This window comes from Francisella uliginis (genome assembly GCF_001895265.1).
In the GTDB taxonomy this organism is placed as follows: domain Bacteria; phylum Pseudomonadota; class Gammaproteobacteria; order Francisellales; family Francisellaceae; genus Francisella; species Francisella uliginis.
Genome location: NZ_CP016796.1, coordinates 1,490,928 through 1,514,958, shown reverse-complemented (window position 1 = coordinate 1,514,958; position 24,031 = coordinate 1,490,928). Strand labels below are relative to the sequence as shown.

Sequence of the window (24,031 nt, the reverse complement as noted above, 5' to 3'; positions counted from 1 at the left end):
CAAACTTTAAATATAAAGTTATAATTAGCTCTGTATAGAAAAATGATTTCAAAAGTTAAAACTTTTCGAGGATAATTATGAAACAAACGACTCTATTAGTAATTCTTGATGGCTGGGGTTATAGTGATAGTGATTATTTTAACGCTATTAAAAATGCAAATACTCCAACTTGGGACAATATTTGGCAAGAATTTCCAAAAACTCTTATTAATGCATCTAGCTTATCAGTAGGGCTTCCTAGAGGGCAGATGGGTAATTCTGAAGTAGGACATGTAAATATAGGTTCAGGTAGAGTGGTTTATCAAGAGCTTACAAAAATTGATAAAGCTATCGAAGAGAAAACTTTTGGTGAAAATAAAGCCATTTGTGATGCTGTTGAAAATGTTAAACAAAATGATTCAAGCTTGCACTTAATGGGACTACTTTCTCCTGGAGGAGTTCACTCTCATGAAGAGCATATCTTTGAGATGATAAAGATAGCTAAACAGAAGGGTGTTAAAAGAGTTTATCTACATGCATTTTTAGATGGTAGAGATACTCCTCCTAGATCTGCAGAGGAGTCTATCAAAAAAGCTGATAAATTATTGCAAGATTTAAATTTAGGATATATAGCTAGTGTTTCTGGTAGATACTATGCTATGGATAGAGACAATCGTTGGGATAGAGTTGAAAAAGCTTATAATGCTATAGCAAATGCTGAAGCTGAATATATATATAGTAACGCCTTAGAAGCGTTAGAACAATCATATGCTCGTGACCAGTCTGATGAATTTGTCATACCAACTTGTATTAAAAAAGATGATAAGTTAGTCAAGATCAAGGATAATGATAGTGTTATCTTTATGAATTTTAGAGCTGATAGAGCTAGAGAAATTAGTCATGCTTTTGTAGATAAAACTTTTGATCACTTTCTAAGGTCAAGACATTTAAATATTAATTTCACAACACTAACAGAGTATGATTCTAAACTTGAGTGTGCTGTAGCATTCCCTCCAGAGCAGCCAGTTAATACTTTAGGTGAAGTGTTAATGAAAAATCATAAAACTCAGTTAAGGATAGCTGAAACAGAGAAGTATCCTCATGTGACATTCTTTTTCAACGGCGGTAAAGAGGATCAATTTGAAGGTGAAGATAGAATCTTGATTCCATCTCCGAAAGTGGCTACTTATGATTTACAGCCTGAGATGTCAGCTCCAGAGGTTACAGATAAGTTAGTTGAAGCTATAAAGAGTGGTAAATATGATTGTATAATGTGTAACTATGCTAACTCTGATATGGTTGGACATACTGGGAACTATGAAGCGGCTATGACAGCAATTGAGTATCTTGACCAATGTTTAGCTAAATTAAAAGATGTAATACTTGAGCATAATGGTAATATGTTTATTACAGCTGATCATGGTAATGCGGACATGATGCTAAATCCAGAAACTCAAAAACCTCATACGGCTCATACAACAAACCTTGTACCATTTGTATATGTGGGGCATAAGGAAGCAGAAGTAGCTATAGAAGATGGTAAGCTTTCTGATATTGCACCAACAATGCTTAATGTGATGGATATACATCAACCTGCTGAGATGACAGGTAAATCTATTTTTAAATTTGAAAAATAAGGATTTTATAAAAAATGCTTGATGCAAAATATATCAAAGATAATTTACAAGATGTAGCCGAGAAACTTGCAACAAGAGGTTATAAGTTTGATGTTTCAGAGTTTGAGGCAAAAGAAGCAAAAAGAAAGCAATTACAAGAGAAAACTCAAGAACTTCAAGCTGACAGAAATACTATATCGAAAGAGATTGGTAAGAGAAAGGCTAAAGGTGAAGATGCCAGTGATATTTTCACAAAAGTTAATGAGATAAATGAAGAGCTTAAAATAGTTGAAAAAGATTTAAAAACTTTGCTTGAAGATATTAATCAAACTTTATTAGGTATGCCTAACATTCCAGCCGATGATGTACCTGTAGGTAAAGATGAAGATGAGAATGTTGAAATAAGAAAATGGGGCACACCACGTGAATTTCATCCTGAGGCTAAAGCAAAAGACCATGCAGATATTGGTGAAATACTTAAAATGATAGATTTCAAAGCAGGTGCAAAGATCACAGGTAGCCGTTTTGTTGTTTTAAAAAGTAAAATAGCTAAATTACATCGTGCTCTAGCTCAATTTATGCTTGATATGCATACAGAAAAGCATGGTTATGAAGAGGTTTATGTACCATATATGGTAAACGATGATAGCTTGTATGGTACAGGTCAGTTACCAAAATTCTCTGAGGATCTTTTTAAGTTAGAAGGGGACTTTGAATATAGTTTAATACCTACAGCTGAAGTGCCTGTTACAAACTTAGTTAGAGATGAAATATTAGATACAGAATCTTTACCGAGACATTATACTGCTCATACTCCTTGCTTTAGAAGTGAAGCAGGATCATATGGTAGAGATACTAAAGGAATGATTCGCCAACATCAGTTTGAGAAAGTTGAGCTAGTACATATTACAACTCCAGAGAAAGGAGAAGAATCTCTAGAGCTTTTAACTTCACATGCTGAGAAAGTATTACAAAAGTTAAATCTACCTTATAGAGTAATGAAGCTGTGTACTGGTGATATGGGCTTTAGTGCTAAGAAAACTTATGATTTAGAAGTTTGGCTACCGTCTCAGAATACTTATAGAGAAATTTCTTCTTGTAGTTGGTGTGGTGATTTCCAAGCACGTAGAATGAAAGCTAGATACAAAGATCCATCAATGAAAAAACCAAAATTGGTTCACACTTTAAATGGTTCTGGCTTGGCTGTTGGTAGAACTTTATTAGCCGTTATAGAGAATTATCAACAAGAAGATGGTTCTATTATGGTTCCTGAGGCACTTATAAATTATATGGGTGGTGTTTCTGTTATTAAGTAATGAAATAATAAGTATACTTGTAACACTTATAGTTGCAATAATGCCTCTGATTATTGCAATTATTTTGAGATCGACTTATTTTAAAGAAAAATTTGATAAACATAGCTTTGATAAATACAAATATGATGAGCTTGAAGCTACATTTGAATATTGTCTAAATAAAAATAATCCAAATTCAGTCAAAAAAATAAAAGCTTATAAATATAAACTTTTATTTGATATCGCGAATATTCGAAAAATCTTTGTACGTATTTATCTTATTAATTTTCTTACTGATAATGAGATTAATTCATTGTTTTTATTAGATCTTATCAAGTTAGGTAAGGAAAAATGGGTTATATTGCCTATTATAAGAAAGTCTAGCGTAATTAAGTTAATAAAAATAACTATGATTTTAGGTGCATTAACTATTTTTATAATATTTATGGTTTATTTATATTATATATTTATTAATTCTCTTAATATTAACTATTATATTTTTATAGTGGTTTTAGCCGTTTACTTTTTAACAATATTAACTTTAGTATCATCATTAATATTTTTGTATTTTGAAGTTATGAAGTATGTTTTAATATCTTTATATGTTGTTTATAAAGTTAAAAGAAAATCATTAGTTTTGAAAAGAAGGTTTTATGAGAAAAATGATTATAAAGAACTTCAAGAATATTTTTAATAGGTATTCTTAATGTTAAATATTTTTAAAACAATAAAACGACAGATCTACGTGTTGGAAAGTAAACTTTGGTTTAATCCTTTTGCCTACTGTATATTAGCTATATTAGCTATTTATATATGTTATCTAATACAGCAATTAAATATAAATTTTTATTCTGAAAGAATTAGTATAGACACGGTAAATGCATTACTTTCTATTATAACAAAAAGTATGCTCGCTGTTATCGTTTTTACTGTAGGTGCAATAGTCACAGCATATAACTCAGCAAGTAATTCAGGTACTCCTAGAATTCTCGCAATATTGTTTAGAGATCGAGCTTCTAATAAAGCAACATCAAGTTTTATAGGGACCTTTATCTATGGAGTTATTGCAACTATTGCAATAAAATCAGGAGTCTTTGATAAAACAGGAGTTTTTTTAGTTTTTATTTTAACTATTTTTGTCTTTGTATGGGTTATTTTCACTTTTATAGTATGGATAGATAGTATAGCTAAGTTAGGTCAGGTAAGAACTTTATTAACAAAAACAGAAAGTCAGGCTTTAACTACCGTAGAAAAATATATAAAAAACCGATACCAAGGATGTAATAAGCTAATAGTAGATAAAATGCCTAAGAAATCTATACCTATTCTTGCAAGTGATTATGGATTTCTTAACGATATTTCTTTTGAGAACTTAAATGAGTTTTGTAAAAACTTAGGTGCAAAAATTTATATAGTAAAATATAAAGGAGAGCATTTAGCTAGTTCAGAGGTAATGGCTTATATTAAATGTTCTAGGACTCTAACTGAAGATGAGTTAGCTAAACTATCATTTTGCTTTATAATTTCAAATGAAAAGAATTTTAGCGAAGATCCTATCTTTGGTATTGAAACACTTAGTGAGATAGCAGCAAAGGCACTAAGTCCTGCAACAAATGATCCTACTACAGCTATAAACGTTATTGATACGATAAATAGGTGTTTAAACTGTCTTTTTGATTCAAATATTACAAATAAACAACAAATAGTATATAAGAACCTATATATTAAAGATATTTCAATAGATAGATTTGTTAGGAGTGGCTTTGAATACATAAGAATATATGGAAGTAGTAATCTATTGGTAGCAAAGCGAATACAGAAAAGCTTACTACATATTTGTAAACAAAGTAATGATGAAAATTCTAAAGTGATAGCGAGTTATATGGAGAATTGTTATAAACAGGCTAATTCAGAGTTAAAATATACTTTTGAAAAAATGGAGTTACAGGAGTTTATAAAAAGCTTAAAATCTCAATAAATAAAGCTAGTTATTTTTGTTTAAAAAAAACAATAATGATAATATTATATTTTAAGTTTTGTATATAAGAAGAGAGGGATATGCATTTAGCAGGCATAGAAGCAGGTGGTACAAAGTTTTTTACGACTATTGGTGATATTGATGGTAATGTTATAGAGCGTCATCGTACAGATACTACAACTCCAGAGCAGACGATGTCTGAAGTTTTAGAAATTTTAAAAAGCTATCAAAGTGAGTATGATATACATGCGGTAGGTGTTGGATGTTTTGGACCGATTGATATTAACACTAAATCTGAAACTTATGGTTATATTACAAATACTCCAAAAATTGCTTGGCAAAATTTTGATATAGTTAGTGCTATAAAATCAGTTTATTCAGGACCTGTTGGCTTTAATACAGATGTTAATGCAGCAGCTATTTGTGAACATATTTGGGGATGTGCGAAGGATTTAGAAAATCTTTTGTATTTAACAGTAGGTACAGGTGTTGGTGGCGGTATAATCTGTAATAATCAGCTAGTTCAAGGAGCTATGCATCCAGAAATAGGTCATTTAGTTATACCTCAAAACCCAGATGATGATTACGCCGGGTGTTGTCCTTTTCATGGAAACTGTGTTGAGGGGTTAGCATCTGGTACAGCAATAAATAAAAGATGGCAAGTTGACACTGCAGCGAAGCTAGCGGATGATCATATTGCATGGCAGTTTGAAGCAGAGTATTTAGCAAAAGCCCTTGTAAACTATATATATGCTTTTTCCCCTGAGAAGATAATTCTAGGTGGTGGAGTTATGCATAAAACTATACTTTTTGATATGATACGCAAAAATGTAGCACAATATTTAAATAGTTATCTTGATTATCCAGCCTTGAAAGATATGGAAAATTTTATAGTTCCAGCATCATTTGGTGATAATACTGGTGTTAAGGGATCATTAGCTCTAGCTTTAGATACATTTAATAACTCTAAATAAAAAATTACTCTTATATTCTTAGGCTTTTACTGTTATTATTTTCAATAAATTTAATTTCTAGCCAAGAAACATTGATAAAAAAAGTACTTTCTAATCGTATATTATCAAAATCTTTACAAACAATGGTGGTCCAAGCATTAGGTCAGGCTTGTGCATTTATTACGGCTATACTTTTAGCTAGACATTTAGAAGTTAGTGATTATGGATATTATATTTTTGGAGTTACAGTCGCGACGATTCTAGCAGTTGTTGCTACGATGGGAGCTGGTGGAATACTTGCTAGAACTTGGGGTAAATCTGACTTAACAGGATATGAGAGAGATAAAGAAACGTTTTTAGTACATAACTGGTACTTTAAAAGAGGTTTTGCTTTTATTATTGTAATGATTGCTGCAATTATTTTTTATAATCATTCTGAAAATAATGATAACTATATAGAGAACTTCGCATTATTATTTGCAGTGCCGTTCTTTATGGCAAATATATTTCAATCTTTTTTTGTAGCGAAAAGAGCTGTTGTTATTGCTAATTTACTACAACTTGGGCTAAGAATGATAATGCTGTTTCTAACAGTGTTTTTTATGCTTTTCTATATAGCAAATACAGCTATGTTAGTTGGTTGTATGATGATTTTTATGACTGTATATATAACAAAAGTTTGGCTTTTACAAACATCAAAATATTCTTTTGAAAGTTTAAAACCAACAGGGAGCAACCTATCTTTTGCTCTTATGCAATGGGGACTCTTATTATTATCGCAAGTTGATATTTTAATTCTTAAAGGCTTATCAACATCATCGGATGTCGCATTCTATGGAGTAGCTTTGCAATTAGGTGCGCTCGTTAGTTTTGTTTTAAATGCGGTTAACTCAAATGTTTTATCACAGATCGCTGATGATTATAAAAACTGTTCTAGAGAAGAGTTTCAGATAAAAATAACTTCTTATACACGGATTATATTTATTTTATCTATATTTGCTATAGTTGGACTTATAATGTGTGGTTATCCTATAACTTTGCTTTATGGAAATGAATATGTAATTTCATATTTTATATTCTGTATTTTAATGGTTGGCCAAATTGTAAATATTCTTTCTGGATGTGTTGCGACAATACTTAATATGGCAGGCTTTGAAAAAACCACATGCTTTGCTTTTTACATAGCGCTAGCAGTTAATATTATATTTGGAATTATTTTTACTATTTATGGAGGAGTCTATGGTTTAGCTATAGCATCTAGTTTATCTATGATATATTGGAATATACATCTTCTTTATAAAGTAGTTACGAAGATTAAAGTTAATCCAACAATTTTTATATTTAAATAGAATCACTCGACAGAGTCACTATTGTCTTGGGCAGCATTATTTAATTTTTTTGAGATATCATTTACAGCTGAATTAACACTATCTTTTGCTTTGGCTACCTTTTCATTTTTCATGTTAGATACCAAAATCAAAGAACCTACTATTAACAATAAAATAATGAGAGGTATATTTAACTTTCCAATTATTTTTTTGAGATGTTTTTTCATAGTAGAGTTACCTTTTAATTAATGATTAAAATCAAAAAGGGGCTGGCTTAGTTTTATCCTTACCATTATCAAAGCCTTTTTTAAAGTTCTCAACTTTATTCTGCGCACTTTCAGTTGTCTTATTAATAGACTTTGATGCTTGGTTAGCCTTATGAGAAATTGTCTCCTTAGCTTCATTTGAGCTATTAATTACAGCTTCAGATGCTTTAGAAAATTCATTTTTGATTCTATTAGAAACTTGACTCATATACATTGATGATTGTTGAGCTTTATTCTTTAAAACTATTTGAGTTTCATTAGCCATTGATTTGACTGATTTAGAAGTCTTTTTATAATATTCATGCATTGTATCTTGAGAATCACTAATTGCGCTACCTAACTTCTCACCTGCATTATACGATGAGCTATTTTGTGGTTGCATAGCAGGAGTATCATTTTGTAATGCATTTGCTATCAATGGTATTGCTGTAAAGGCTAATGCCGCAAGTTTTATATATGTTTTTTTCATTAGTCTTTCCCTTAAAAGTTAATTAATCCATTCCATGAGCCGCTTGTGCGACATTGTTTGTATCTTCACCGTCAACTTGATTGTCAATTCTATTAAGCTGAGCTTTTGCATCTTCAGCTTGAATATCATTAGCTACTCGACTAGTTTGGTATGTCTGGTCAGGTTCTATTGGTGATGAGTTAGAAGTATAAACTTTTTGTTGATGTGCTTGGGATAGTAAAGGAAAACTTATTAATCCTAATGCCACTAGGTACATATATTTGTTTTTCATTTCTACCTCACTTATTTTTAATCTCTCAATATGAAAATTACCATAAAAGTTAGAAATTTGCTATATTTTAAAACGCTTATATAGTACTTATACATAAAGTTTACCTATTGGTTATGATATAATTTACGCAGTTAAAATTTATGAAAAATTCTCCATAATGCTTTCAGATGCTTCAAAAGAAGATAAAAAATCAGCTAGAAGTTGGCTTAAAGAGGTAGCTGTTCCAGCTAAAAGATGGGTTAGGTTAACAGTATTAATAGCTTTTTTAAGTGGGATGTTACTAATTGGTCAGTTATATTTACTTGCTCACATCTCATATGATGCTTATTTGCAAAAATCAAGTTTAGGGCAGTTAAGTAGTTATTTCATAGCAATAGTTTTGATTGTCATTATCCGAGCGGGATTAAGTTGGTTAAGAGAAATAGTTAGCTACAAAGCAGCAGTAATTGTCAAAAAACAGATTCGTGAAGATATCGTTGTACATATAAATAAGCTTGGTCCAATACAGTTAAATAAAACTTCAAACGCTAATATAATAAGTAGTGCAATGGAGCAAGTTGAAGGTTTAACAGGATTTCTAACGAAATTTTTGCCTCAAATAACACTTTCTGGACTTATGCCTTTAGCTATATTGGTGTTTATATTTCCTCAAAGTATTGTATGTGGGATTCTTTTATTAATATGTGCTCCATTAATTCCACTTTTTATGATAATTGTTGGTTTAGGTGCAGAGTCAGAAAACCAAAAACATTTTAAAACTCTTGCTCGAATGAGTATGACTTTTTTAGATACTTTAAAAGGGCTTACAACATTAAAGCTCTTTAATAAAAGTAAATCTCATAGTCAGAGAATCTATGAAGCCTCTGATACCTATAGAATTAGAACTATGAAAGTTTTAAAAATTGCTTTTTTATCATCAGCTATTTTAGAACTTTTTGCAGCCGCTTCAATTGCTTTGGTAGCTATATATTTAGGTATGGGTTTTATAAATGCTGGAGCGGATAATAATATTTGGTGGGCATTACATAACTTAAATCTTCAAGGAGCATTATTTGTTCTTTTATTAGCGCCTGAATTTTTTATGCCATTACGAGAGTTAAGTACTCATTACCATGCTAAAGCTGAAGCTGTTGGAGCTGCATTAGAGATATCTAAGATTTTTGAAATGCAGCCTTCATCAACAGAGAGTAGTACGATATTTAATGATAAAGTTGATAGCGTAAATATACAAAATTTAACAGTTAAGTATAGTGATAAAGTAGCAATAGATAATATCTCTTTAGATATAAAAACTGGAGAGAAAATTGCGATTGTTGGAGCTAGTGGTGCTGGTAAAACTACTTTAATAAACACTCTTCTTGGCTTTATTGAATATCAGGGTAATATTTTGATTAATAATGATATTGACCTTAAGAAAATAGAGGAAAAATCTTGGTTAAAGAATATTTCTTGGCTTGGGCAAAACTCTTCTTTATTTAAAGGCTCTATTAAAGAGAATTTACTATTAGCAAATGCAAATGCTACAGATGATGATATTAATAAAGCGATTATAGATACTGATCTTAAAGGTTTTGTTGATTCATTAGATAAGGGTCTTCTAACACAAGTTGGTGAGCAAAATATTGGTATATCAGGAGGGCAAGCACAAAGACTTGCTTTAGCTAGAGCATATTTAAAGCCTCATGATATTTTGATTTTAGATGAACCTACGGCAAGTTTAGATAAAGTTAGTGAAGAGAAAATTATTAATTCGCTAATACAAAACTGGCAAGATAAAACTGTTATTATGTTGACTCATAAGTTAAGTTTCCTAGAGTGTGTTGATAAAATAGTTGTTCTAAATGATGGACAAATATCCGAGATAGGTTCTTTTGATGAGTTAGTTAGTAATAAAAATAGTGACTTTTATCACTTCTATAAAAATGAGGTGACAGTATGAAAAGTTTAATTCCTTTTATAAAATTATTTAGAAATCAAACTCAATGGATGCTGTTGGGTACATTATTAGCATGGTCCGCGATACTTATGGGTATTGGATTGATGTCATTATCTGGTTGGTTTATCTCATATACTGGCTATCTAGCGACAACAACATATGCTATAGCAACATCATTTAATTATTTTTACCCTGCAGCAGGAGTACGTTCTTTCTCTCTAGGTAGAATTGTAAGTAGATATGGTGAGAGAGTTTTAACTCATGAGGCTACTTTTAGAATTTTGACAGATGTTAGGGTTTGGTTTTATGAAAAATTAGAGCCTTTAGCTCCATCTCATTTATATAAATATAAAAGTGGTGATTTACTTACAAGATTAGTCAATGATATCGCAGCTTTAGATAATTTATATGTGCGTATTTTATCACCAACAGTGGTATTTATTTTGGCATCATTTACTATAGCAATATTATTTTGCTTTTTTAGTTTTACTTTAGCGCTATTAACTCTTTTAGCGTTGCTATTTATAGGTTTTATTATTCCTTTATTTAGTAGTCTTCTTGCTATGAAAAAATCATATAATCTTAATAGTATTAGTGCTGAGTTAAAAACAGATATTACAGAACACGTAAACTCTCTTGCTGAGCTGAAAATATTTGATCTAGAAGGTAAGCATTTTGAAAAAATAAGACAGCAAAATTCAAACCTACTTAAGCAAGAAGAGAAAATTAGCGTTATAAGTGGTTTTGGCAGTGCTTTAATGACTTTAGCATTAGGTTTAACAGTAGTTATGGTTACTGCATTTGCAGTTAAGTTAACTCAACAAGGGTATATAAATGGAGCTTTTATTGCTTTAATATTTCTTGCAGTTATAGCAGCTTTTGAGTCGATTATGCCATTACCACTAGCATATCAATATTTAGGTAAAACTTTATCTGCTTCAAAAAGAATATTAAATATTACAGATGCAAAACCAGATGTTGAATTTTTAGATAATAAGTTAGATGTTAGTCAATTTAATATTAGTTTTAAAAATGTTTGTTTTGGCTACACTTCTGAACAGCCTATACTAAAAGATTTTTCTCTAGAAATTCTAGAAAATCAAAAAGTTGCTCTTTTTGCTCCAACTGGTAGAGGTAAGTCAACGATTATAAACCTATTAGCTAGATTTTGGGATATTAATAACGGTGAAATTCTTATTGGAAACAAAAATATTAAAGAATTTGGTGAAGATCAACTAAGAAACTTAATGACTATTATAAATCAGTCACCACATATCTTTAATACAACTATTCGAGAAAACTTATTACTTGCTAAATCTGATGCAACGGATGAAGAGCTTAAATCAGCGTTAGAAAAAGTCCAGTTAAAAGATTATTTAGAGTCATTACCAAAAGGTTTAGATACATGGACAGGGGAGCTTGGTAGGCATCTATCTGGAGGGCAGCAAAAACGTCTTGCTCTTGCTAGAGCATTTTTACAGGATAAGCCTATTTTAATCTTAGATGAACCTACTGAAGGCTTAGATAAGCAAACAGAAAAACTTGTGTTTAAAAACCTATTAGAGCTTATGAATAATAAGACAGTTATTTTTATTACACATAATGTAAATCTTTTAGAAGATTTTGACCAAGTTATAAGATTTTAAAATTATCAGATTAAATAGGGCTAATATGAAAAAACTAATAGTTTTGCTATAAAAAGTCTTTATTTTTGAAAAACTATATTTTTAGCTTAATTTTATTGTTATATTTAGCAAGAAGAGAAATTAATAAGATTATGTGATGGATAAAGAGAACTCCGAAGAAGCCAGTTTTAAGTCAAAAATTAAAAAAAAATCAGTGCAACAATACTTAGATGAAGAACCTGTATGGCCTGATGGTACTAAGGTTAACCTTATTCCTCTTTCTAGTATGCAGTGGTTTATTTGGTTATTAGCTACAGCTGGAAAATTCTTTGAAGGTATGATTGTTTTTATGACAGGTATTGCTCTTCATCTAATAGCTTATGATTTTCAACTTAGTAATACTCAAAATGGTTTAATAGGTTCAGCGACTTTAGTCGGAATACTTATTGGCGCATCTTTACTTGGAAGTTTATCTGATAAATATGGTAGAAAAAATATGTTCATTATTGAAATGATTATATTTTTAATATGTATTATAGGTATATGTTTATCGAGTAGCTTTATAGTTTTATTCATAATGCTACTAATTGCAGGTATAGCTTTAGGGTGCGACTATCCAACTGCTCATTTAATGATTTCAGAGACTATTCCAAGTAGAAATAGAGGAAAGCTAGTTTTAGGAGCTTTTGCCTTTCAAGCTGTTGGAGCTCTTTGTGGTACTCTTATCGGTTGGTTTGTCCTAGCTGAAATGCCTTCAGTTAATGCATGGAAAATCATGTATTCGATAGCAATTATCCCAGCAATTCTGGTAGTAATTGGAAGATTTTTTATCCCTAAAAGTCCACATTTTTTAGTAACAAAAGGTGAGTACAAAAAGGCCGAAAGAGCATTAACATTTTTACTAAATAGACGCCCAAGATATCCTAAAGTTATTAGAATTAAGAAAAAAGATCCTAATGCCATTACAGAGATAGAAAGAGGTAGCTCGTATAAATCATTATTTACAAAATATAGGAAACAAACTATTTTTGCATCACTACCGTGGTTTATACAAGATCTTGGGACTTATGGTATCGGAGTATTCTTGCCACTAATATTAACGGTAACAATAGGCTCAAAAGTTGATGTTAAATCTGTTAATGATGTAATCAGTAATGAGATACTAGCGGCAAAAGGTTCGGCATTTATTGATGTATTTTTCTTCTTAGGGATTGTCTTTGCGATATTTTTATCTGATTACTTAGGGCGAGTAAAATTACAAATATTTGGGTTTATCGGTTGTGCTGTTGGTTTAGCTATAGCAATTGCAGGTCATATGACAGATAACAATATGGTACTTATATTTTTAGGGTTTATTATCTTCCAGTTTATGACAAATATTGGACCAAATGCGCAAACTTATGTAATTGCTGGAGAAGTGTTTCCGACACATGCTAGAGGTAAGGGCGCAGGGTTCGCGGCATCTTTTGCAAAAATTGGAGCTATTATCGCAGCATTTTTATTTCCTATACTAATCTCTGTTATCGGGGTTGATATGTTATTAGTGATTTTAGTATTTACTTCTATATTAGGGGCTATAGTAACCAAAAAGTTTGGTATTGAAACTAAAGGTATTGACTTAGAAACTATTTAAATTAAATCTATCCTAATAATTTAGCTCTTTTCTTAATTTATCTATATTAAGTTGACCTTGCCATTTAGATATAATTATTGTTCCTATTGAGTTACCGATCATATTTGTAATAGCTCTACCTTCTGACATAAATCTATCTATCCCTAAGATAATTACAATTCCAGCTACTGGTACAACTCCAAGAGCACTAAGGGTACTTGCTAAGATTATAAAGCCACTGCCTGTGACTCCTGCAGCTCCTTTTGAACTAATTACCATAATCAAAAGCATAAATATTTGTTGGCTTAATGTAAGTTCAATACCAAGTGCTTGGGCGATAAATATAGCAGCTAAAGATAAATAGATGGCTGTACCATCAAGGTTAAATGAGTAGCCTGTAGGTATTACAAGACCAACAACTGACTTGTTACATCCTAAATTTTCTAATTTCTCCATAAGGTTTGGTAGCACAGTCTCAGATGATGATGTTCCTAAGACAATAAATATTTCTGTTTTTATATAGGTTAAGAGTTTAAAAATACTAATACCGCAATATAATCTAAGTATAATTCCTAAAAAAACAATCAAAAATAAAAAACAGGTAATATAAAAGCATAGTAATAAACCAAGCAAACCTAGTAATGTATCTGCACCATATGTTCCTATGGTATAACCAATAGCAGCACAAGCAGCAATAGGAGAATAGTGCATGATGACATGGATAATTTTAAAAAAGACTTTTGAAAGACTCTGTATTGCATCCAGTATAGTTTTGCTTTCATCTCCATATAAGACAAGTCCAACAGCAAATAATATTGAAACAAAAAGAACTTGTAGAATATCACCATCAGTAAAAGCACCAGCAAATGTGTGTGGAATAATATTCATAAAGAAGTCTTGAATATTTTCAACATGCTCAACATTGCCCATATATGATTTTGCAGCACTAGCATCTAAGGAGTTTGGATCAATGTTCATACCAAGTCCAGGATGAAGCATATTGGCAGTAATCATACCGATAATTAGAGCAACTATAGTCATAGAGAAGAAATATAGCAGAGCGATTCCACCAATCTTCCCGACAGTTTTAAGATCCTTCATCGCTGCGATGCCTGAAACTAAAGTTAAGAATATTATAGGTGCAATCATAAGTTTAATGAGTTTAACAAAAACATCAGCAAAAGGTTTAAGAGATATTGCAATATTCGGTGTGAATATACCAAGTAAAATTCCTATAAATATTCCTAATAATACTTGGGCATAAAGGTGACGAAATATCTTCATATCTTTGAATTAATATATTTGGACTAATTAAACTATATATGAAGTATTTGTATTATGTAAATTAAAAAAACACTAAAACTAGAAAAATAATTTTAGTAAATAGAGTATAAGGTTATATAAAACTTTAAAGGAGTACTATTAAGCTAGAACAAAGCTATCAGGAAGAAGCTTTTCTATATCTGTTTCTCTAATATCTGATTGGTCTAAATTTGATAAAATAATAGGGCAATCCTTATCCATTAGCTCTGCGATAACTTGGCGACAAACTCCACAAGGTGTTGAGGCTTTTGGTGTATCTGTTACGATAGCTATCATAGTGATATCTTCTTTAGTGAATCCTTGGCTATATGCACTAAATAATGCTGAACGCTCAGCACAGTTAGATGGACCATAGGCACAATTTTCAATATTTGCTCCTAAAACTATTTGACCATTTTTCATAAGTAAAGCAGAGCCAACTTTGAAATTTGAGTATGGAGCATAGGCATTATGAAAAGCTTCTATTGCTTTTTCAATGAGATTAAGTTTAGTTTCTTGTTTAACCATCAGCTTGTCTTTTGCTAAAAAGGACGTTCAGTTTATACTATTTTTATTTAATATTGTAGTTTTGTAAAGTTTTGAATACTTGTTTATCTACAAATAAAATTACTCTTTAAGTTTTTTTGTCGCTAATTTTAATGTGTTAAAACTATAATTAGTTACAAATTATTGAGCTAAAATGATTCAAGAATACTTAATATAAAATCCACATTTTAAGTGTTTTATGTATATAATATTGGGTATTTTCTTATTAGAGTATTTAGATTTATAAATGACAAAAATTCAATATGCTAATTTTGCGACAATAGAGAGTTTTCTATTATGTGAAACTCCTGATCAATGGATTAAAAGTGCCCTGGATAATATCGAGTTAATGCTTATAGATCATGCCCATTGTGAAATGAAAGCAGCATCTTCAGCAATGACATATATCTATCGTCATCCTGATAAACATGATTTGGTAACAAGAATGTCTAAGATTGCTAGAGAAGAGCTTGTGCATTTTGAGCAAGTTATGCGAATTTTAAAAAGACGTAATATTGAATATAAAGCTATTTCAGCATCAAGATATGCTAGTCAACTTATAAAAACAGCTCGGACAGATAAAGAAGGACGATTTATAGATGCTCTGATAATAGGGGCATATATTGAGGCTAGATCGTGCGAAAGATTTGCAAAGATTGCACCATTTCTAGATCAAGATTTACAGAAGTTTTATAATGGATTATTAGAGTCTGAAAAGAGACATTTTACAATTTATCTAACTTTTGCTGAGAAATATTCATCAAAAGACATTGGTAAAGATATAAAAAGAATAGGTGAAATAGAAAAAGAGCTTATATTATCTCCAGATAATGAATTTCGCTTTCATAGTGGTATCTAAAAAGTATCTTTGAAAGGGACTTCGCGTCAACCCTTATTATCTCATGAGTATATTTTTTAAATTAAAAATATAATACTACAGATTTATTATTTTAAACAATATTACTTGTTTATTAACAAATATTTTGTTGAGTTAAAAAACTAAATATCTTTGTATGTGATTATAGTCTAACCTCAGTTCGGAATTAAAAGCATTGTAAATTAAAGTATGGAGATGTTTTTTAGGTTAAAATAAGCGAAAAACCGTTAAAAAAATCACTAATAATGATAGATCAACTTATTTCAACCTTTTGTCGTATAGACGACTTTTGTATTATTTATCATAAAGAATTACAAAGCAAGTCAATTGATTACAAAAAGAAAAAAGTAGGAGTCAAACCAAGATTATCTTTAAGTGAAATAATGACTATTTTGATTATGTATCAAGCAGTTAGATATAAAGATTTTAAAACTTATTATGTGGAGTTTATAAAAATCTATTGGAAACAATATTTCCCTACAGCTCCATCATATAATCGTTTTGTCGAATTAATTGATATAGCAATGCCACCTTTAATAGCATTTATATCAAGTAACCATGGTAAACATACAGATTTATATTTTATAGATGCTACTAAATTACCTGTTTGTCATAATTTAAGAGAGTCAAGACACAAGGTGTTTAAGGGTTTAGCCGCTAAAGGTAAGACTAGTACTGGCTGGTTCTTTGGCTTTAAGCTTCATTTGTTAACTAATCATATTGGTGAAGTTATTAGTATTAATATTAGTCCAGGAAATAAAGATGATAGGAGTTTTTTAACTAAATTATGCAAAGTACTTAAAGGATTGGTATTTGGTGATAGAGGTTATATCTCTAAAGATAAAACTCAACTACTTGAGCAACAAGGATTAAAGCTTATAACTACTTTAAAAAAGAATATGAAAAAAGTTCCTAGAACTAGATTTGAAAAAGCTATGTTAGCTAAGAGATCTATCATTGAGACTATTTTTGACTATCTCAAAAATAATCTAACTTTATGGCACACAAGACATAGATCCATAAACAATGCTTTTACTCATCTTATGGCTGCTTTGGCTCAGTTCATTATTAGTCCAATCAAAATCAATAACTATAAGTATTTAGATATGAAATAATTATCGAACTGAGGTTAGTCTAAAACAATTGACACCCCAATATGAGGTAGTTGGGTAGCTGCCCAGTGAGAATGCCACAGCCTCTCTCCCATTGGTATTGTAATGTAAAAAGTAAGGGGTATTAGGATAATTCGTAAAGACTACTACATTATAATCGTTCGGGCTACTACCTTCTAATGTGATGTTTTCTACGTAGCCACCAAAAGCAAGCGAGCTCGCTCTACTTGACATATAATATCCCGATTTGCAAGTAAAAATGATGGAAGAGCCGGCAGGGGTTATCGAAGCGATACCATCAGGGAGGCCTGCTACACTGTTGTAATAGTCAGCTACAGCGACAGCTGTTGTTCCTGTTTCAGGAGGCACTGAGTAAGTAGCTGATGTAGGGTATAGGCTAGGCTGGCTCCCAGTGGCAATAGTATGAGTTGATGATTTAGCGGTATCGCTAGAACCATTAGGAGGAGTCGCAGTTAAAGTGATAATATATCTGGAGTCATAGTTTCCAAAAGTCACATCTGTAGAATTAGCAGTTGCATCATCAAATGAAGCAGCTGGGTCTGAACTCCATGATAAAGACCACTCATTAGTAATACCAGTATTAGATAAATCAGCAGTTACAGTATGTATAAGATCTTCATCAGAAGAAGCATCAGATACATTTATTTGTGGAGTGGTAGCGTTTTGAGTAACTAATTGTTCAGTTACTTGTCTAGTTTGTCCAGCTTTAGTAGCTTCATACTTAACAGTATATACTGTACCTGTATATGGAAATTCTAGAGTAGCTGTATTACCAGTAACACCAGATACTTCTACATCATTTATATACCATTTTTGAGTCCAGCTAGCATCAACATCAGTATTAGTTAGATCTGCTGTATAATTATACTCAAGAGGACTTGATGTGTTTGAATAGCCAATAGTTGGTTGGGTAGCATTACCAGTAGTAATAGTTTGAGTTACACTAACAGGGTTTGCACCGCTACCAGCAGGAGGAGTGGCAGTCAGAGTAACAGCATAATCAGTGTTGTAAGAGTTCAAAGTAGCTACAGTAGTATCTTGATTCTCAGGGGAGAAAGAACTATCGCTAGGGTTACTAGACCACTGTAAAGACCAGTCATCAGTAATACCGGTATTAGTTAAATCTACAGATAGGTTAAAGTTTCTAGCATCTATAGCAGAGCCTTCTGTGATATCTGTAGGAGCAGTAGCATTAGGAGTAGTTACACTTGAAGTGACTTGTCTAGTTTGGTCATCTTTAGTAGCTACATATTTGACAGTGTAGTTAGTACCAGCTAATGCGAAGTCTAAAGTAGCGGTATCACCGGTAGCACCTGGTACCTCTATATTGTCGATATACCACTTTTGAGTCCAACTGTTATCAATATCAGTTTGGCTAATATTAGCAGTATAGTTTAGCTGTAGAGGATTAGCAGTAGTTTGATGTGAGATAGTAGGCTGTATAGCAGCACCAGTGGTAATAGCTTTAGTTATAGAAATAGGATTAGCTGCAGATCCTAGAGGAGGGGTAGCAGTAAATGTTACATTGTAGTTGGTATTGTAGTTATCAAAGCTAACATTAGTATTAGTTTGATCAGCAGCTGTAAAAGTAGCATTAGGATCACTAGACCACTGTAGAGACCAATCATCAGTGATACCGGTATTAGTTAGATCAACAGCTAGTTCATATTCACGGACAGATATCTGAGTTCCTTCAGTTATATTTGCAGGAGCTCTAGCAGCTGGGGTGGTTATATTGATATTGGCTTGTCTAGTTTGATCAGCTTTAGTAGCGGTGTAGCTAACAGTATAGCTAGTGCTAGTTAAAGGGAAAGTATAATTAAGAGTAGTTAAGTTACCAGGAACTACTTGATCATTTACTTTCCAAACTATATTCCAATTATTATCAATACCAGTATTACTTAAATCAGCGGTGATTGTGTAGTCAATAGGGCTAGTAGAGCTTTGAGTTAAATCAGGCTGATCTTCCACTCCAGTAGTAATAGTTTGATTTAGGCTAACAGGGCTTAGACCACTACCAGCAGGAGGTGTAGCGGTGAAAGTTACATTATAGTTAGTATCATAGTTATCAAAACTTGCTCTAGTGTTGGTTTGATCAGCAGGAGAGAAATTAGCATTAGGAGTAGAGCTCCATGCTATAGTCCAATCATTAGTAATACCGGTATTAGTTAGATCGACAGAAAGATCATATTCTAAGTTACCTTGAGCAATTGCTTGAGAGATATTTTCAGGAGCTTTTGCTTGAGGAGTAGTTATATCAATACTGGCTTGTCTAGTTTGTCCATTTTTAGTAGCTATATATTTAACATTATAACTAGTACCAGTTAAAGGGAAAGTGTAGTTAAGAGTATTTAGGTTATTTGAAACTACTTGATCATTAACTTTCCAAACTATGTTCCAAGTATTATCGATACCGGTATTATTCAAATCAGCAGAGATTGTATAATCTAGTGGGCTAGTAGAGCTTTGAGTTAAGCCAGGCTGACTTTTAAAATCAGTAGTAATAACTTTAGTTATAGAAACAGGATTAGCTGTAGATCCTTGAGGAGGAGTAGCAGTGAATGTTACATTATAGTTAGTATTATAATCATCAAAGCTAACATTGGTACTAGTTTGATCAGCAGCTGTAAAAGTAGCATTAGGATCACTAGACCACTGTAGAGACCAATCATCAGTGATACCAGTATTAGCTAGATCAACAGATAATTCATAGTCACGAGGAGATGTTTGAGTTCCTTCAGTTATGTTTGCAGGAGCTCTAGCAGTAGCAGTAGTTATATTGATATTAGCTTGTCTAGTTTGATCACCTTTAGTGGCAGTATAGCTAACATTATAGCTAGTGCTAGTTAAAGGGAAAGTATAATTAAGAGTAGTTAAGTTACCAGGAACTACTTGATCATTTACTTTCCAAGTTATATTCCAAGAATTATCAATGCCGGTATTATTTAAATCAGCTGTGATAGTATAGTCGATAGGGCTAGTAGAGCTTTGAGTTAAATCAGGCTGATCTTCCACACCAGTAGTAATAGTTTGATTTAGGCTAACAGGGCTTAGACCACTACCAGCAGGAGGTGTAGCGGTGAAAGTTACATTATAGTTAGTATCATAGTTATCAAAACTTGCTCTAGTGTTGGTTTGATCAGCAGGAGAGAAATTAGCATTAGGAGTAGAGCTCCAAGCTATAGTCCAATCATTAGTGATACCGGTATTAGTTAGATCAACAGAAAGATCATATTCTAAATTTCCTTGAGCTTTAGCTTGAGAGATATTTTCAGGAGCTTTTGCATTAGGAGTAGTTACACTTGAAGTGACTTGTCTAGTTTGGTCATCTTTAGTAGCTACATATTTGACAGTGTAGTTAGTACCAGCTAATGCGAAGTCTAAAGTAGCGGTATCACCGGTAGCACCTGGTACCTCTATATTGTCGATATACCACTTTTGAGTCCAACTCCCATCAATATCAGTTTGGCTAATATTAGCAGTATAGTTTAGCTGTAGAGGATTAGCAGTAGTTTGATGTGAGATAGTAGGCTGTATAGCAGCACCAGTGGTAATAGCTTTAGTTATAGAAACAGGATTAGCTGTAGATCCTTGAGGAGGAGTAGCAGTAAATGTTACATTGTAGTTAGTATTATAATCATCAAAGCTAACATTAGTGCTAGTTTGATCAGCAGCTGTAAAAGTAGCATCAGGATCACTAGACCATTGTAGAGACCAGTCATCAGTAATACCGGTATTAGTTAGATCAACAGCTAGTTCATATTCACGGACAGATATCTGAGTTCCTTCAGTTATATTTGCAGGAGCTCTAGCAGCTGGGGTGGTTATATTGATATTGGCTTGTCTAGTTTGATCAGCTTTAGTAGCGGTGTAGCTAACAGTATAGCTAGTGCTAGTTAAAGGGAAAGTATAATTAAGAGTAGTTAAGTTACCAGGAACTACTTGATCATTTACTTTCCAAACTATATTCCAAGTATTATCAATACCAGTATTACTTAAATCAGCGGTGATTGTGTAGTCAATAGGACTAGTAGAGCTTTGAGTTAAATCAGGCTGATCTTCCACCCCAGTAGTAATAGTTTGATTTAGGCTAACAGGGCTTAGACCACTACCAGCAGGAGGTGTAGCGGTGAAAGTTACATTATAGTTAGTATCATAGTTATCAAAGCTTGCTCTAGTATTAGTTTGATCAGCAGGAGAGAAGTTAGCATTAGGAGTAGAGCTCCAAGCTATAGTCCAATCATCAGTAATACCGGTATTAGTTAGAGCGACAGAAAGATCATATTCTAAGTTACCCTGAGCTTTAGCTTGAGAGATATTTTCAGGAGCCGTAGCATTGGCAGTAGTGATATCTATACTAGCTTGTCTAGTTTGTCCATTTTTAGTAGCGGTATAGCTAACGGTGTAGCTAGTACCAGTTAAAGGGAAAGTGTAGTTAAGAGTATTTAAATCATTTGAAACTACTTGATCATTTACTTTCCAAGTTATATTCCAAGTATTATCGATACCAGTATTATTTAGATCAGCAGAGATTGTATAGTCAAGAGGGCTAGTAGAGCTTTGAGTTAAATCAGGTTGATCTTCAACGCCAGTAGTAATAGCTTTAGTTATAGAAACAGGATTAGCTGCAGATCCTAGAGGAGGAGTAGCAGTGAATGTTGCATTATAGCTAGTATCGTAATCATCAAAGCTAACATTAGTAGTAGTTTGATTAGCAGCTGTAAAAGTAGCATTAGGATTACTAGACCATTCTAGAGACCAGTTATCAGTAATACCGGTATTAGCTAGATCAACGGAAAGTTCATATTCTAAGTTACCTTGTACTTTAGCCTCAGAGATACTACTAGGAGCTTTAGCAGGAGCGGTAGTGAATTGTTTTTTAGCACTTCTTGTATATTTGCCATCAGGAGAGGAGGCGATATATTCTATAGTATATTGAGTACTAGTTTGTTCAAAGATATGATCTAATGTATCTGTAGTGCTAACAACTTCATCATTTATAAGCCATTTTCTATCCCAGCTAGATTCTATTATAGTGCCTGTAGTATCTACAGTAGCCTTATAGTGTAAAGGATTGTTATTAACACTATTTAAAGCAAAAGTAGGTTCTACAGCTTCTTGTCCAGTAGTATCAATATTTTTTGATATAGTAGCTACGGTAGTTCCTGCCACTTGAATATCAAGCTCTACATTATGATTGCCAGGTGTGTTGAAGTTGTATATAAGCTCAGAAGTACTTCCTCTTGCAATTTCAGTTCCATCTACTTTAACTATGTAGACAGCGTTTGAAGGTATTCCTGTAGCATCAGTGTTAATACTAAACTTATACTGTAATCCAGATAGGTTTTGAATATCTATAGTTGGAGTACCGTATTTTGAAGTTACTTGAGTAGAAGCTTCAAAAGATGATCCTTGAGGAGGGGTAGCAATAAGTTTAATAGTATATTCTTTACCATATTCAGGTAAGTCAAAACTTGTAGATAATCCTTGAGCAGTTACAGAGGTTCCTTCGACAGACCAAGTATAAGTTGTCCCTGCAGGTAAACCTGATTGGCTATTATCTACAGAGATACTTACGTTTTTACCATTGATAACGATAGAGTTTGTATCTATTTCAGGTGCAAGCATTCCAGAGGTTATTTTTTGTTCTACGGTAATGTCATTGATAGTTTCTGCAGTTACAACTAGTTTTATAGTATATTCTGTACTGGCGCTATCAAATGTATAGTTTACAGTTTCTCCGGAACCGATTTCATTATCATTCACATACCAAGTTAAAGTAGCATTTTTAGGAATTCCGGTATCAGACATATCAGCGGTAAAAGTATAATCTAGATCACTATTTTTCTTTACAGTGATAATAGGTTCTCCTATATTAGGAGTTACTACGGCATTTTTATCTATCTCGAGTCTAGTGCCATCAGGTTTTACGATAGTTCCATGGACATTTATATCTTGAGGACCTTCTGAGTCGTATACCCATCCTGTTGGGTTAGAGTTAAGAGTACATACTTCTCCTATACAAGGCATTAAGCCTTTATTCATTAATTGGTTGTTGGTAGCTAAATCTCCATTGTTTAGTTCCCAAGTTATTTTATCTTCAGGACCTGTTAGAGCTTCTCTTTTTACGACTCTATCTTTAGTAGCACCTAAGACATTTGTATATCTTCTAAGTTGGACGTCCTCAATAGCGATGCTACAGACTAGACCATTACACTCGCTTACTATTTGAGTTTCTTCGACACTTTCATTTTTACCGCAATCTGCGAGTAATAAAGCACCACTTAATAATGGTATAGATCTTAATAACTTCCTTTTCATAGAGACCTCGAAATTTTTTTAATTAAAAGCTGTATAAAAGTTTTCTATCTTTAAAATATAGTTAATCCGAATGACACAAGTAAAATAAAACCTGTCATTCCGGACTTGATCCGGAATCTCATAGCCAAAGTAAAGAGATCCTGAATCAAGTTTAGGATGACTGCATAAGATTACATAATACAGTCGGATTGACTATAAGCTAGACATTTCCCATACGTAATACTAAAGAACATTCTAATTGTTTGGTCGTTAAGAACTAAGCATATATTTGACTCAGTGCTGTGTGAGATTTGTGCACAATATTGCTTAGATGAAAGTTTATACTTGATTATATTAAAGTAGTGACTAGGATAGAGCGTGAAAAAAAATATTAGCATCAATGCTACTTGGATCTTTTATGACTTTTGCGGATTCAAACAATGCTGATAATAGTTGGTAATTACAAAAACTTGAAGTAATAAAAGTAAAATTTTGGAGAGGATGCAGATGTTATAGACACTATGCGACAAGTAAAATCATGCACT

The 24,031-nt window shown here is 32.3% G+C and carries 17 protein-coding genes; 11 read left to right on the top strand and 6 right to left on the bottom strand.

The features are described 5' to 3' along the window. Nucleotides 1-77: 77 nt before the first annotated feature. From gpmI to F7310_RS07095, 6 genes are all read left to right on the top strand, one after another. Nucleotides 78-1,616, top strand: a complete 1,539-nt coding sequence (gene gpmI, locus F7310_RS07120; protein ID WP_072712814.1) for a 2,3-bisphosphoglycerate-independent phosphoglycerate mutase — start codon at nucleotides 78-80, stop codon at nucleotides 1,614-1,616. 14 nt (nucleotides 1,617-1,630) lie between these two features. Next, complete coding sequence (gene serS / locus F7310_RS07115) at nucleotides 1,631-2,911, top strand: serine--tRNA ligase (RefSeq protein WP_072712813.1); 1,281 nt, start codon at nucleotides 1,631-1,633, stop codon at nucleotides 2,909-2,911. A 40-nt stretch (nucleotides 2,912-2,951) separates the two neighbouring features. Then, a complete protein-coding gene (locus tag F7310_RS07110) occupies nucleotides 2,952-3,584 on the top strand; it encodes a hypothetical protein (RefSeq protein ID WP_145951739.1) in 633 nt (210 codons plus the stop codon). Nucleotides 3,585-3,596: 12 nt separating this feature from the next. Continuing rightward, on the top strand, nucleotides 3,597-4,868 hold the full coding sequence (locus F7310_RS07105; protein ID WP_072712810.1) for a DUF2254 domain-containing protein: 1,272 nt from the start codon (nucleotides 3,597-3,599) through the stop codon (nucleotides 4,866-4,868). An 80-nt stretch (nucleotides 4,869-4,948) separates the two neighbouring features. After that, the gene (locus F7310_RS07100; RefSeq protein WP_072712809.1) at nucleotides 4,949-5,842 is read left to right on the top strand and encodes an ROK family protein; all 894 of its coding nucleotides are present in this window, start codon (nucleotides 4,949-4,951) and stop codon (nucleotides 5,840-5,842) included. 71 nt (nucleotides 5,843-5,913) lie between these two features. After that, on the top strand, nucleotides 5,914-7,170 hold the full coding sequence (locus F7310_RS07095) for a lipopolysaccharide biosynthesis protein (RefSeq protein ID WP_072712807.1): 1,257 nt from the start codon (nucleotides 5,914-5,916) through the stop codon (nucleotides 7,168-7,170). Nucleotides 7,171-7,172: 2 nt separating this feature from the next. Here the strand turns inward: F7310_RS07095 and F7310_RS07090 are convergent, their stop codons facing one another. Genes F7310_RS07090 through F7310_RS07080 form a run of 3 tightly spaced genes read right to left on the bottom strand, consistent with a single transcriptional unit; the run spans nucleotide 7,173 to nucleotide 8,155 of the window. After that, a complete protein-coding gene (locus F7310_RS07090) occupies nucleotides 7,173-7,376 on the bottom strand; it encodes a hypothetical protein (protein WP_072712805.1) in 204 nt (67 codons plus the stop codon). A gap of 31 nt (nucleotides 7,377-7,407) precedes the next feature. Next, the gene (locus tag F7310_RS07085) at nucleotides 7,408-7,884 is read right to left on the bottom strand and encodes a hypothetical protein (RefSeq protein WP_072712804.1); all 477 of its coding nucleotides are present in this window, start codon (nucleotides 7,882-7,884) and stop codon (nucleotides 7,408-7,410) included. A 22-nt stretch (nucleotides 7,885-7,906) separates the two neighbouring features. Continuing rightward, nucleotides 7,907-8,155, bottom strand: coding sequence for a hypothetical protein (locus F7310_RS07080; RefSeq protein WP_072712803.1), 249 nt, complete (start codon nucleotides 8,153-8,155; stop codon nucleotides 7,907-7,909). Nucleotides 8,156-8,312: 157 nt separating this feature from the next. Between F7310_RS07080 and cydD the strand changes: the two genes are divergently transcribed. From cydD to F7310_RS07065, 3 genes are all read left to right on the top strand, one after another. After that, nucleotides 8,313-10,094, top strand: coding sequence for a heme ABC transporter permease/ATP-binding protein CydD (gene cydD, locus F7310_RS07075; protein WP_072712802.1), 1,782 nt, complete (start codon nucleotides 8,313-8,315; stop codon nucleotides 10,092-10,094). Next, complete coding sequence (gene cydC / locus F7310_RS07070) at nucleotides 10,091-11,737, top strand: heme ABC transporter ATP-binding protein/permease CydC (protein ID WP_072712801.1); 1,647 nt, start codon at nucleotides 10,091-10,093, stop codon at nucleotides 11,735-11,737. Before cydD ends, cydC begins: the two co-directional genes overlap by 4 nt. Nucleotides 11,738-11,873: 136 nt before the next feature. Continuing rightward, nucleotides 11,874-13,349, top strand: a complete 1,476-nt coding sequence (locus F7310_RS07065) for an MFS transporter (RefSeq protein WP_072712800.1) — start codon at nucleotides 11,874-11,876, stop codon at nucleotides 13,347-13,349. Nucleotides 13,350-13,361: 12 nt separating this feature from the next. On the opposite strand, the gene dctA is transcribed toward F7310_RS07065, so the two are convergent. Both dctA and cdd read right to left on the bottom strand, forming a co-directional pair. Further along, on the bottom strand, nucleotides 13,362-14,612 hold the full coding sequence (gene dctA, locus F7310_RS07060; RefSeq protein ID WP_072712799.1) for a C4-dicarboxylate transporter DctA: 1,251 nt from the start codon (nucleotides 14,610-14,612) through the stop codon (nucleotides 13,362-13,364). 138 nt (nucleotides 14,613-14,750) lie between these two features. Next, the gene (gene cdd / locus F7310_RS07055; protein WP_072712798.1) at nucleotides 14,751-15,158 is read right to left on the bottom strand and encodes a cytidine deaminase; all 408 of its coding nucleotides are present in this window, start codon (nucleotides 15,156-15,158) and stop codon (nucleotides 14,751-14,753) included. Between the two features lie 265 nt (nucleotides 15,159-15,423). Here cdd and F7310_RS07050 point away from each other — a divergent pair, with 265 nt between their 5' ends. After that, the gene (locus F7310_RS07050; RefSeq protein ID WP_072712797.1) at nucleotides 15,424-16,035 is read left to right on the top strand and encodes a MiaE family protein; all 612 of its coding nucleotides are present in this window, start codon (nucleotides 15,424-15,426) and stop codon (nucleotides 16,033-16,035) included. 263 nt (nucleotides 16,036-16,298) lie between these two features. After that, nucleotides 16,299-17,168, top strand: a complete 870-nt coding sequence (locus F7310_RS07045) for an IS982 family transposase (RefSeq protein WP_084645211.1) — start codon at nucleotides 16,299-16,301, stop codon at nucleotides 17,166-17,168. Here the strand turns inward: F7310_RS07045 and F7310_RS07040 are convergent, their stop codons facing one another. Next, the gene (locus tag F7310_RS07040; RefSeq protein WP_072712796.1) at nucleotides 17,169-23,507 is read right to left on the bottom strand and encodes a hypothetical protein; all 6,339 of its coding nucleotides are present in this window, start codon (nucleotides 23,505-23,507) and stop codon (nucleotides 17,169-17,171) included. Nucleotides 23,508-24,031: the final 524 nt, after the last annotated feature.